The 12,057-nt window shown below is 58.4% G+C and carries 13 protein-coding genes; 5 read left to right on the forward strand and 8 right to left on the reverse strand.

Annotated features, from left to right (window positions below):
- The first annotated feature begins 23 nt into the window (after window positions 1-23).
- Together KFE13_RS05090 and KFE13_RS05095 are read left to right on the forward strand one after the other, a co-directional pair.
- Complete coding sequence (locus KFE13_RS05090) at window positions 24-878, forward strand: hypothetical protein (RefSeq protein ID WP_260706084.1); 855 nt, start codon at window positions 24-26, stop codon at window positions 876-878.
- Between the two features lie 53 nt (window positions 879-931).
- Complete coding sequence (locus tag KFE13_RS05095) at window positions 932-1,927, forward strand: hypothetical protein (RefSeq protein WP_260706085.1); 996 nt, start codon at window positions 932-934, stop codon at window positions 1,925-1,927.
- Window positions 1,928-1,994: 67 nt separating this feature from the next.
- Here KFE13_RS05095 and KFE13_RS05100 read toward each other — a convergent pair whose 3' ends face one another.
- Entirely contained in the window at window positions 1,995-3,245 is a 1,251-nt protein-coding gene (locus KFE13_RS05100) for an HD-GYP domain-containing protein (protein ID WP_260706086.1), read from the reverse strand.
- A 169-nt stretch (window positions 3,246-3,414) separates the two neighbouring features.
- Window positions 3,415-5,091, reverse strand: a complete 1,677-nt coding sequence (locus KFE13_RS05105; RefSeq protein WP_260706087.1) for an alpha-L-fucosidase — start codon at window positions 5,089-5,091, stop codon at window positions 3,415-3,417.
- A gap of 140 nt (window positions 5,092-5,231) precedes the next feature.
- On the opposite strand from KFE13_RS05105, the gene KFE13_RS05110 reads away from it, so the two are divergent.
- A complete protein-coding gene (locus KFE13_RS05110; protein WP_260706088.1) occupies window positions 5,232-5,693 on the forward strand; it encodes a hypothetical protein in 462 nt (153 codons plus the stop codon).
- Window positions 5,694-5,759: 66 nt separating this feature from the next.
- Here KFE13_RS05110 and moeB read toward each other — a convergent pair whose 3' ends face one another.
- The 4 genes from moeB to KFE13_RS05130 all read right to left on the reverse strand — a co-directional run bounded on the left by moeB (window position 5,760) and on the right by KFE13_RS05130 (window position 8,888).
- Window positions 5,760-6,983, reverse strand: a complete 1,224-nt coding sequence (moeB, locus tag KFE13_RS05115) for a molybdopterin-synthase adenylyltransferase MoeB (RefSeq protein WP_260706089.1) — start codon at window positions 6,981-6,983, stop codon at window positions 5,760-5,762.
- A 171-nt stretch (window positions 6,984-7,154) separates the two neighbouring features.
- Entirely contained in the window at window positions 7,155-7,481 is a 327-nt protein-coding gene (locus KFE13_RS05120) for a MoaD/ThiS family protein (protein ID WP_260706090.1), read from the reverse strand.
- A gap of 23 nt (window positions 7,482-7,504) precedes the next feature.
- On the reverse strand, window positions 7,505-7,945 hold the full coding sequence (locus KFE13_RS05125) for a M67 family metallopeptidase (protein WP_260706091.1): 441 nt from the start codon (window positions 7,943-7,945) through the stop codon (window positions 7,505-7,507).
- Window positions 7,946-7,949: 4 nt separating this feature from the next.
- Window positions 7,950-8,888 (reverse strand): PLP-dependent cysteine synthase family protein, encoded by a 939-nt coding sequence (locus KFE13_RS05130; RefSeq protein WP_260706092.1) that lies wholly within the window; start codon window positions 8,886-8,888, stop codon window positions 7,950-7,952.
- A gap of 83 nt (window positions 8,889-8,971) precedes the next feature.
- Here KFE13_RS05130 and KFE13_RS05135 point away from each other — a divergent pair, with 83 nt between their 5' ends.
- Complete coding sequence (locus KFE13_RS05135; protein WP_260706093.1) at window positions 8,972-9,385, forward strand: hypothetical protein; 414 nt, start codon at window positions 8,972-8,974, stop codon at window positions 9,383-9,385.
- 20 nt (window positions 9,386-9,405) lie between these two features.
- Here KFE13_RS05135 and rsmI read toward each other — a convergent pair whose 3' ends face one another.
- Window positions 9,406-10,296, reverse strand: a complete 891-nt coding sequence (gene rsmI / locus KFE13_RS05140; protein ID WP_260706094.1) for a 16S rRNA (cytidine(1402)-2'-O)-methyltransferase — start codon at window positions 10,294-10,296, stop codon at window positions 9,406-9,408.
- 5 nt (window positions 10,297-10,301) lie between these two features.
- The gene (locus KFE13_RS05145; protein ID WP_260706095.1) at window positions 10,302-11,423 is read right to left on the reverse strand and encodes a CBS domain-containing protein; all 1,122 of its coding nucleotides are present in this window, start codon (window positions 11,421-11,423) and stop codon (window positions 10,302-10,304) included.
- Window positions 11,424-11,467: 44 nt separating this feature from the next.
- On the opposite strand from KFE13_RS05145, the gene rsmD reads away from it, so the two are divergent.
- Complete coding sequence (gene rsmD / locus KFE13_RS05150; protein WP_260706096.1) at window positions 11,468-12,052, forward strand: 16S rRNA (guanine(966)-N(2))-methyltransferase RsmD; 585 nt, start codon at window positions 11,468-11,470, stop codon at window positions 12,050-12,052.
- Window positions 12,053-12,057: the final 5 nt, after the last annotated feature.

Consider the following 12,057-nt stretch of genomic DNA (forward strand, 5'->3'; position numbering starts at 1 on the left):
GTTGACCTGGGGGTCCTTGTATCATGCTTTCGCCGCGCACCTTGCTGGCCATTGTTTTTATGGTTTTACTTGCCGCTGCACCACTTCATGCCCAAACGGCAGAGACGCCGCAGGCCGATGCCAATCCCACGACGCCGGCTCCCCCTCAGCAAAAGACTCTCACCAACGACTCCATCATTCGCATGGTCAACGCGAACCTGAGTGACGACCTGGTGATTCAGGCAATCAACTCGCAGCCCGGCAAGTACACAACCGATGGCGACTCGCTGACAGATCTCAAAGACGCAGGCGTCTCCGAGCGCGTCGTCGCGGCGATGATCAACAAGAACCGCAAGCGGCTGACTCCTGCCGGGGAAGTACAGACAAACACTGCGATTCAGGCTCCGTCTGTCGTCATTCCCGAGGTCAACGAGATCGGCGTCTACTATAAGGATCGCCAAGGGCAGTGGCAGCCTCTCCCGGTTGAGGTCGTTCACAGCAAGTCCAGCGGCTGGCTGAAGTCGACCGTCACCAACGGCATCATCAAGACCGACATGAACGGACAGGTCAACGGGCGTGAATCCAGACTCCCGCTCCAGGCCCCGATCGAAATTCTCATCTATACGCCTGAGGGTGTCGCCGCCCCCGAGTACACTTTCCTGCGCTTCCACATTCACTCCAACAGCCGCGACTTCCGCACCATGACCGGTGGCGTCTTCCACTCCACCGGCGGCGCAGGCCACGATGAGATCCAATTCAACGCCGAGCGCATTGCCCCACGCACCTACACCTTCACCATCGACCGCTCCGTCGGCGGAGGCGAGTTCGGCATCCTTCCTCCCGGCACCGGCAATGTCACCAACGGCGGCAAAATCTACACCTTTGCTGTCACGGAGTAGACGCAAACCATTTGCTATGACGACGCGTCGTGCTGAATACTGAATCCCAGCGCATGCTACGACTCCGTAGACCTACCCGATACTCTCTTCTTGTCGCACTGGTGCTGATTGCCGCTCTGATCGTCGCCATCGTTCTGCGCAAGGCGGCTCCTCCAGAAGCAGCGCGGTTATTGCCGGAGTCCGACGCGATCGTCTACGTCAACCTCAAGCCGTTGCGGCTGGCGACTCACTTCGACCGCACCCCAATCTCACGCGCTCCCGACTATCAGCACTTCGTCGATGCGACCGGCATTATCCCTGAGCGTGATATCGACGATGTCGCCTTCGCGCTGCATCGCATGGACAATCCCAATGGCCCCAACGGGCCGGTTGGTTACTCGGAAGTCTTCGAAGGCCGCTTCGACGGAGAGAAGCTGGCGCGTTATCTCGATTCCATCGCAGCATCGCGCGAGAACTACGCAGGCCATACCATCTACACCGTCGCCGTCGCCGACGGCAATGTGATGCGGCCGCTGCGCATTGCCCAGCTTGGATACGACTCCATCGCAGCATCCAACATGCCCACGGGTGAGCAGATTCACTCTATTCTGGATCGCCACCGCGCCGCGGCACTGCCTTTCTCCGGCTCGTCTCTGCTTTCGGCCCGCTATCGCGATGTGCCTCTGCTCGCAAGTGCATGGGGGATTGGCCGCATCGGACTTCCCTTCTCCGACCGCGGCTACATCTCGATCTTCGGGCTACAGCTCCCGCTGCCTGAGGACACGACCTTTGTCGCCAGCCTGCGCTATACCGGATCGTTGCGGTTGAGGATCGAGGAGATTTCGTCTACAGACGCTGAAGCGGCGCAGGCGACACAGAACCTCCGCACCATGCTTGGGCTCTTCCGTTCGCTGCAGACCATCCAACCGCGCGACCGTGGAGACGCTGCGCTGCTGCAGATGATTGAATCGCTCAAGGTCGATCAGCACAAAGACCGTGCCATCGTCACCGCGACCGTTCCGATGGAGCTTGTGCAGTCCCTCAGCAGCTCCGTATCGGCTGCTCCTTAGTTCGCCCCAAACGGCAACGCGGCCTCAGGCATCAGGCCGCGTCGTCCACCCACATTCCATTGCATCTTTACGCGCAGGCTCGAACCAGCTCTTCCATACCTACACCAACGGGCTCGAACCGCTGCTCCATCTCATCGCCGATCAGCGCTGCCATTGCATCCACACAATCTCCATCGAGCTTGCGCGGAGCCAGCGCACGAATAATCGGCATAATCTCTTCGTGAACCAGGCCCGCGCGGTAAGGACGGTCCTCTGAAAGTGCGCTGTACACATCGGCAACAGCTACAATCCTCGATTCAATCGAGATATCTGCCGACAGCAGGCGATTCGGATAGCCCGATCCATCCAGCTTCTCGTGATGCTCTCCCGCTACGATAGCGATCTCGCGAAACGGTCCAATCAATTCCAGGATCTGACGTGTCAGCCCGGGGTGCTTCTCCACTACGCGCCACTCGGCTTCTGTCAGTCTCGTCTTCTTATCCAGAATTGCATTCGATACGCTCAGCTTTCCGATGTCGTGCAGCAGGGCTGCGCGGCGCACCAGCCGAACGCGATCGGCAGACAGTCCGAGTTTGCCTGCAATTCCATAGGCCAGCTCGGCCACACCCATCGAGTGGCGGAAGGTGAAGTTCGATTTCGAATCGACGATATCGGCAAAGGCCTCGCAAATGCGGTCGATCTGGTGGTCGTCCAGCTGTTGCCTGCTTCGCGGATCGAGATCGAGTACAGCCGCCCGCGTCATCTGATGACTGTCATCCGATTTGCAGTGCGTCCATAGCGCTCCGCGGCTGTTCAGCGACAGTGCCGCACGCACCAGTTGCGGATCGAACCACGTCCCACTCCACTGCTCCAGCGTCTCCATCGCCACATTGGCATTGCGCCCCATGGAGAAGACATCCAGATGCTGTGCCACAGCGCACACACGCGCCAGCATAGGAATCCTCTCGCCGCGAGCGCGCTTCGGATAGCCGGTACCGTCCCAGTGTTCTTCAAGACTTCGGACGGCCTCTGCCGCCATCTGGCCCATACCCAGTTTGCTGACAATGCTTGCGCCACGGTCGCAGCGCAGGCCAATCATCTCTTCGTTGCCAATGTCCTTTAGCAGCAGGGCATAGTAAAGGCTGCTCTTCTCTTCTGCGCTTAGTCCAACCTCGTCGGCGATACGCATCCCCAGCAGACAGCTGCGAAGTGCATGCCCCTGAACGGCACCCTCCGTAAGGTCAATTGCAAAGGAAAGGGCCGAGATTACCTCGGAGAGCGAGATCGATTCGTTTGCAAACTTCTTGTCCTGCCGAAAAGACGCCGACGTCTGGCCCATAGAATTCGTTTCTCTCCGCTACCTGCTCTCGTCTGAGCCTCTGGATGCCAGCACCGAACAAAGGCACTTCTCAAGACTCAAACGTAACTATAGGCAGGACTTCGCCCCCCCGCATACTACACAAAAGGTGCACGGATAGAAACTTCCCGGTCGGCCGGGATAAAGGCAACTAATGCCCGGCTGCTGGCCGAATCGTCGTTTCCGCTCCGTAAAGCGACAGCAGTGGGTGACGGACGACCGCGCGAAACTCATACCGGCCGGTTGGCGAAATATCCACAATAGCCGAAAATCGCCCAGGCCCAGTTATCGTCTGCGTCTTGGTCGCCGTCCAGGGAGCCGTTCTCGAATGGACGTCTTCGCCGACAATGGACCGGTACTCGAACCCGACCTCCAGAGACTTCGCCCCGGCCATGTCCAGCAGCTCGCCCTCCAGCTTCAGCGAGCCCTCGCTTCCACCCCACTGGTAGCTGCCCGTCTTGACGCGCGGAGGCACCAGTGCCGGCTCCACATTGGTCAGCCTGATCACCAGCGGATTCGGCCATTCCGTAATATCCCATATTCGCTGCGACTTCATCGTGTGAATGTGCAGCCCATCGCTCTCCATGTGGAAGGTCGTCTGCGGCACCACGTTCGGGGCGTACTCCAGCACCTTGCCATTCGCTCCCAGCACGCTGACCTCGGTCTTCGCCGTCGCCTTCACCGAGTGCAGAACAAGATCATGCCATTGCCCGCGCTTCCACGGCACGGACGAATCGACAATGGCATACAGCGTGCTGCCGTCCTTCTTCTTCGTAAACCAGATGTCGCCTTCGTTGGTGATGATCCAGGGCCGGGTTGCGTAGATCGCCTCCGAATTCACAAACATCCATGTCGCAATCTCGCGCAGCCGGTCCTCCTGCTCGATTGCCAGCTCACCGTTCGGCTTTGGCCCGATGTTCAGCAGCATATTGCCGCCCTTGGCGCGCGTCTCAATCAGCCCGTGAATCAGCTGATGGCCCGATTTGTAGCGGTCCAGCTGCGGCTGATACTGCCACGCATCGCCCATCGTCTCGTTCGCCTCCCAGGGTTCATCGAAGGCCTGCCCCGGAATCGTCTGCTCCGGCGTCCGCATAGCGCCGCGTGTCACCACGATATTCGGCTGTAGCTTCCACGCGAGCTGTCGCAGGCTGGTCGCTTCGCCGTCGAAGAAGAGCACATCCACTGGTCCGTAGTTCGTCAGCAACTCACGTAGCTGGGCGCTGTCATAGTCCAGCAGTCCCGGATTATGGCTTGGCTGCACATCCTCGATACCACGCTGGATCGTCTTCCCGTGCTTGTAGAGCCAGTAAAAATCGTCCGGTGAAAAGTACACGCCGGGAGCGATGCCCTGGTCCTTGAACGCCTTCAGAATCTCCGCCGTCGCATCGCGATGGAACGGCGTATTCATGATGTTGAACGGTGTCGTCTTCGTGTCATACATCGCAAAGCCCGAGTGGTGCTTCGTCGTGAACACGACATAGCGCGCTCCCGCAAGCTTCGCCAGTCGCGCCCACTCCGACGGATCGAACCTCGTCGGATCGAACGTCTTCGGCAAGTCATTGAAGAAGCGATTCAGGTAATCGTCCGACGCTCCTACAAGCGAATGACTGATCGTCGTACCAAGCTGGCTATCGACACTCCAGTGAATGAACAACCCAAACCCCTGGTCGCGAAACCACTCATCACGATCAGCTTTGTTCTGCGAGCTCGTAAAATCCGTGTTCTCACCTGCAATCGCCTTACCCTGGGCAGCCATCTGCACAGCTCCGACTCCACAGACCGCAGTGACCAGAAAACAACAAAGCCAGGAACGATAGCCAGTAAACATGGACTTTCCGCACTCCTATGAAATCGGGTTTGTTAAAGCTTGATGATCTCCCACTTTACAGGATTGTTCTTCAGCCTTCTTTAAGCAGGCTCTGTCATTCTTCTCTCGCGTTTCCGAGAAGACGCACAAAGGAGATGTCCATGAACGTCCCAGTATTCCCCATCACCATCATGACCTTCGCTCTCACCCTGACAGTCGCTGCGCAGGAGAAGAAGATCGAGCGGTCCGCACTGCCTCCCGCCGTTGAAAAAGCAGTTCAAAACGAGACACAAGGTGCAACCATCAAAGGCTTCGCCGAAGAACGCGAGCACGGCAAGACGTTTTATGAGGCCGAAACCATCGTCAACGGTCACACGCGCGATGTCCTCTTCGCCGCCGACGGCTCCATCGCCGAGATCGAAGAAGAGGTCGCCTTTGACTCCCTCCCGGCGAACGTTCAGGCTGGCTTGAAGAAGAAGGCCGGAACCGCGACGATTGAAAAAGTAGAATCACTCACCAAGAAGAACAAACTCGTCGCCTACGAAGGCCAGATCAAGCGAAACGGAAAATCCGCCGAGATTCAGGTCGGCCCCGAAGGCCAGGCTCTGAGCCACGAAGAATAACTCTCCTGCAAAACAAAGGAGCGAGGCGGCATAACCACCTCGCTCCACGTTCTCTTATAAAGAGAATTAATACTTCGCCATCGTCGGATCGATCTTATCCGCCCACGCGAGAATGCCGCCTGAGAGGTTCGAGACGTTCGTGAAGCCTGCTGCCTTCAGTGCCAGCGCAGCCTTCTGGCTGCGAGCGCCCGAGCGGCAATGCACGATCACCTCGTCGTTCTTGTGCTCGGCGATCTCCGCGATGCGCGATTCAATCGAGCCCACCGGAATCAGCGGCGCGCCCAGATTGGCAATCGGATATTCGTGCGGTTCGCGAACGTCGAGCACGAAGATCTTCTCCTTCGCGTCGAGCTTCTTCTTCAGCTCCTCAACCGTCACCTGCGGAATGCCGTCAACGACAGCACCAGCACCAACAGCCTTATCGCGCGCTACTTCAAGCGGGCCAACCGTCGTTGGCTTCTCGATGCCGCAGAACTGGTCGTAATCGATCAGCTCCGTCACCGTCGGATGCGTACCGCAGACCGGGCAGTCAGGGTTCTTGCGCAGCTTCAGCGAACGGAAGTTCATCCCCAGCGCATCCACCAGCAGCAGGCGACCGATAAGTGGCTCGCCGATACCGAGAATCAGCTTGATCGCCTCCGTCGCCTGGATTACGCCCAGAAGACCCGGAAGGATGCCAAGCACACCACCCTCAGCGCAGGAAGGAACGAGTCCTGGAGGTGGCGGCTCAGGATAAAGGCAGCGATAGCATGGGCCTTCCTCCGTGCCGAACACACTGGCCTGCCCCTCGAAACGGAAGATCGAAGCATACGCATTCGGCTTCTTCAGGATCACGCAGGCATCGTTCACTAGGTAGCGTGTCTGGAAGTTGTCCGTGCCATCGGCGATGACGTCGTAATCCTTGAAGATCTCCAGCGCATTCGCCGAAGTCAGCATCGTATTGTGCTTGATGATGTTGACGTTCTTGTTCAGCCCCTTCAACATCTCCTCAGCCGAATCGACCTTCAGCTTACCGACGGTCGACTGCGAGTGGATGATCTGCCGCTGCAAATTCGACTCATCAACCACGTCAAAGTCGATCAGCCCAATCGTGCCGACGCCAGCCGCCGTCAGATACAGTGCCAGCGGTGCGCCGAGGCCACCTGTACCGACGCAAAGAACACGGGCCGCCTTCAACTTCTGCTGGCCCTCCATCCCCACCTCAGGCAGAATCAGGTGGCGAGAGTAACGGGCAATCTCTTCATTGGTAAGCTTCGGGAGCTGTACGGCATCTTCAATCGCTGTGGGCATGGCTTTCCTTCAATGTTTCCTTAATTCTAGATGCAAAGTGGGCCAGAACGGCTCACAGACCGCAATCTCCGCCAAATCCTTGTCCATCTGCGTGTTATTGCAACGCACAAAGACACGAATCCTGAGCCTGATGAAGCTCGGAGCTACGTACTTGAATTGTCGAGGGGGAAACTAGAGGAGGGGACAACAGCTACAACAAAGAGAATTGCGCGAAGCGCGTACAGCAGAACCGCCGGCAATGGAGGGGATGATGGTCAACTCGTCGGTTGCGGCAACCTGAGTGGCGTCCTTCGAAGGAAGGTAGCGGAGGTCCTCGTCGTTGACGTAGACGTTGACGAACGAGCGAAGCTTGCCCTCGGTGTTGAAGAGCTGCTGCTTCAGTTCAGGGTATTCGGTAGTGAGCGCGGTAAAGACCTCGGCGACTGTCGTGCCGGGGACAGAAACCGTCTCTGCCCCGCCGGTGTAAGCGCGAAGCGGTGTCGGTATGTGAATGTTCATGCCTGACCTTTCTGTGGAGATATTCATACTGCAACGCCGATCTCGATCGGTTGATCGGCGAATTTTTTGTCTTCCTCATTCGTCCCTGTAAGAAGAAACGAATTCGTAATCGCGGCCTCGCCTTTCTCGACTGCCGTAATCACATACGAACAGCCGATCCAGTGGGCCTCCGCAAAATCCGTGGGCGACCACTGCGCCGGATGGTCCGGGTGCGAGTGATAGAAGCCAACAATGTCCAGCCCAAGACCACGAGCCTGTCTCTGAATCTTCACCAGTTCCTGCGGAGCGATGTTGTAGCGGTTATGCGCGGAATCGGTCCGGGTGTTTCCGGCACGAACAATCTGCACAACATGGTTGCCCTCGGCATCTGACTTGCCCAGAAGAACGCCGCAGCATTCATGCGGGTAAGTCTCCTCGCCGTGCGCGCGCATCGCTTCGTAATCGTTGTACTGAATATGCAGCATCGTGTTAGTCCTGCTCCTGCCAGAAATGTTCGCTCATATACTTCTCTGAAGAATCCGGCAGCACGGTAACAATCACGGCCTCGCGCCCTGCCTTCGCCTCCTGTCGCGCTACTTCAACCGCAGCCGCAACCGCTGCCGCAGCAGAGATTCCAACCAGCAGGCCATGCTTGCGCCCCAGCGTGCGAGCGAAGCGGTAGGCCACCTCGGTGTCCATGTCGATATTGGCATCAGCGAGCGCCGGATCATAGATCTTCGGCACGATGGCCGTCGCCATATGCTTCAGCCCCTCAAGGCCGTTGAAGGCCGAGTCCGGTTGCATCGAAATGCAACGAATCGCCGGGTTCAGCTCCTTCAGTCGCCGCGTCGTTCCCATAAACGTTCCCGACGTACCCAGCCCGGCAACGAAGTGCGTCACCTGCCCCTCGGTCTGCTCCCATATCTCGTTGGCTGTCGTGCGATAGTGCGCACGCCAGTTCTCGTCGTTCGAGTACTGGTCGGCATAGTAGTAACGATCAGGCTCTGCCGCGGCCAGCTCACGCGCCTTGCGAATCGCGCCATCAGAACCATCCGCCGGACTGGTCCAAATGACTTCCGCGCCGTAAGCCGCGAGATATTTTTTGCGCTCCGGTGAGACATTCGACGGCATGCAGAGCGTCACCGGAAAGTGCAGCGCAGCTCCCAGCATCGCGTAGGCGATGCCCGTATTGCCGCTGGTCGCGTCGAGCAATCCTTTACCGTTGCCGATCAGGCCACGCTTCATCGCATCGCTGACAATCGCCGAAGCGGCACGGTCCTTCACCGAACCACCAGGATTCGTCCACTCGGCCTTCCCAAGAATCTGGATGCCAGGCAGTTCTCCGGCCACCTCATCCAGACGCACCAATGGCGTATGGCCGATGCGTTCGAGAATCGTGGAGCCCAACGGTTTGATGGTTGTTAGCATCTTTCCTGTTCGTTATGCCGGTGTTGGATTGAAGCGCCGGTGCGAATATGCGACAGTTAACTTGAGTCTAAACGATGGCACTTATGGCAAAAAAGACCCCGACGCGCACCTTCAATGACGTTCTTTCCATCCTTGGCAGTCAGAGATTTGATGTGGCACCGGCGCAGGACGGTGCAAAGCGCACTCCCAACGCCTTCCAGGTGAGGAAGTTCGGCTGCGCGGCCGAGATCGCCGCCGCCCCGGATGGAACGCCGGAGATTCTGTCCCGGCCAGGAGTTCTGCTCAACGGCGAGATCGCCCGCCTGCTCGACCGCGGCTATCAGAAGTTCTTCAAGACCTCGAAGCTCGAGATCCCGGCCACCGCGGACCATCTGCGCTCCCTGCACGAGTTCAGCGAAGAGCTGAAGAAGGCGATGGGCGCTACCAATCTCTATAACGAATCGCTCGGCACGACCAGCGACCTCTATCAGTACGACCGGGTCAAGGGACGCGAATAGTCCCGCAATCTTTTATTTCTTCAACGCAGCCGGTTCTGCTCACGCTGAAGCTCGCGATAAGCTTCGCTCTTCCCCATGCCGCGTTCACGCGCAACCCGCTTGAGCGCGTCCTTCTCTGAAAGAGACTCCGCCTGCATCAATGCTGCCACCTCGGCAGCAATACTTCTCTGCTCGTGTGCCACCGCGCTGCTAACCTGCGGCTCGAACAATAGAACCATCTCGCCACGCACAGCTGGCCGCGATGCCAACTGTGCACGCAACTCCGCCACCGTTCCGCGAAGAAACTCCTCATGCAGCTTGGTCAGCTCACGCGCAATCACGACAGCCTGCTCTACGCCAAAGACCGTCTCCATATCGGCAAGCGTATCGACGATGCGATGCGGCGCCTCATAAAAAGCATGTGTCTCGACTGACACTCCCACTTGCGCCCGCAGTGCCTCAAGCGCCGTTCGCCGCTGCCCTTCCTTTGCCGGCAGAAAGCCATGAAAGGTGAACCGCTCCGTCGAAAGCCCGCTTGCGATCAGCGCATTGATCAGGGCATTCGCTCCAGGCACAGGAAATACCGGAACACCTGCGGCGATGGCAGCCGTGGCAATCTCATGCCCGGGATCAGCGATGCCCGGCGTCCCCGCATCCGAAACCACAGCTATCCGCGCTCCCTGCTTGAGCGCATGCACAAGCTCTTCTGCCCGCTGGCCCTCATTGTGCATGTGATAGCTGACTGTCGGCGTTGTAATGCCGAAGTGGTTCAGCAGCTTCTGCGTCTGGCGCGTATCCTCGCACGCAATGCGATCAACGGAACGCAGGACCCTGAGCGCGCGCAGCGTGATGTCCTCAAGATTGCCGATCGGCGTTGCAACCAGATAGAGCCCGGGAGCAAGCGGAACATCACCGGATCGATCACCAGGCATCGCGGTTAGTCCTCATGCTGCTGCGTCTGCTGCCGCAGACGGCGGCGAGCATTCAGCAATCCCATGGAGTGGGCCAGATTCTGCGGCGTAATAATGCCGACAATGCGGTCCCCTTCCAGAACCGGCACCAGTTGCGCTCCCTGGCCACCCATGATGCGACGCAATGTCTTCACCAGAGAATCATCTGGCTGGGCCGTCTGGAATGAGCGTGTCATCACGCCCTGCACATAGCCGTTACCTTCTGATTGCAGCGCCTCAACAATCCCCTGGCGTGAGACGGCACCCACAAGGTTCGCTCCACGCACAACAGGAAAGACATCCTGCAGCGTATGCACCGAGCGTTGCAGCGCCTCCTCCAGCGTGTCTGAAGCCGAAAGGGTGCTGAAGTTTGTCAGCATCACATCGCGCATGCGCACCGGATCGTTTTCATTCGACAGCAGCATGCTGGCGTCATCCATGTGCGCACCAATAAAGACAAAGCCGCCAAGCATGATCAGCCACATGTTGGGCAGAATGCATCCGGCGATAGCCAGCAGGATGCCGATGACCTGCCCCAGCCCCGCCGCCGCGCGCGTTCCCTTCAAAAGACCATGATTGCGCGCAAACTCTCCGCGAAAGATCCGACCGCCATCCAGCGGAGCAGCAGGCAGAAGATTGATCGCCGCCAGCAACACATTCACCCATACCAGCGCGCGGATCAGGTGCGCCGGCGTCATCCACGGCTTCTCCAGCAGGTTGATCTCTGGCGCAGTCGCAAGAATAATCGCGGCCAACAGAAACCCGAACACAAGGTTCGTCAGTGGACCAACGATGCCAAGCCGCTTGCCCACCTCTGGCGTTGCCGCCAGTTCGGTCGTCTCTGCTGTCGCATACTGCTGCAATCCACCTGTCGGCAGCAGCAGAATGCTGCGAAGCTCCAGCCCATACCAGGCTGCAGCAATTGCACGCGCAATCTCACGCACCACAACCGCCAGCAGAAGAATCGACCACAACACAAAGCCTCGGCTGCCCGACGATCCCGAGACCGAGGAGTAGCTGATCGCAAGCCCCAACAGCAACAAAAAAAACGTATGGATGCGAATCTCCACTCCAAACACTCTGCCAATCGAGAAGGACCATCCACGCATGACTATCATTGTATGCTCAGCGGTGGGGTGGCTAAGGCAGAGAAATGCGCGTTATCGCAGGAGAATACAGATCGCGGCCCTTATCGGCTCCGCGAGGCACGAAGACCAGGCCGACAAGCGACCGGTTGCGCGAGACGCTTTTCAACGTCATCGCTCCGCACATCGCAGGAGCGCACTTCGCCGACCTCTACGCCGGCTCCGGTGCCGTCGGTATCGAGGCCCTCAGCCGCGGCGCGCAGCGCGTGTGGTTCGCCGACAATGCTACACCGGCTATAAAAGCGATCCGAGAAAATCTGGCTGCATTGGAGATCAACGCACGATTCTCCATCGAAAACCGCGGAACCGCGGTCTTGCTGGATGCTCTTATCAAAAACGGCACGAAACTCGATCTGATCTTTCTCGATCCACCCTACGAATCCCACACCGAGTATGTGCGAACGCTAGGGTTTCTCGGCAGCGCAAAGGGGCGCCCATTGCTTGCCGAAGATGCGCGAGTCATCGCCGAACATCGCAGCAAAGATCCTCTTGAAGAACGCTATGGCGCCTTGCAACGTGTCCGCGTTCTAAAGCAGGGCGACGCCGCCCTCAGCTTCTATGCCCTCGCACCAGAAAGCGAGTCAGCCGGCTAGCCTTT

It is taken from the genome of Edaphobacter flagellatus, assembly GCF_025264665.1.
GTDB lineage: Bacteria > Acidobacteriota > Terriglobia > Terriglobales > Acidobacteriaceae > Edaphobacter > Edaphobacter flagellatus.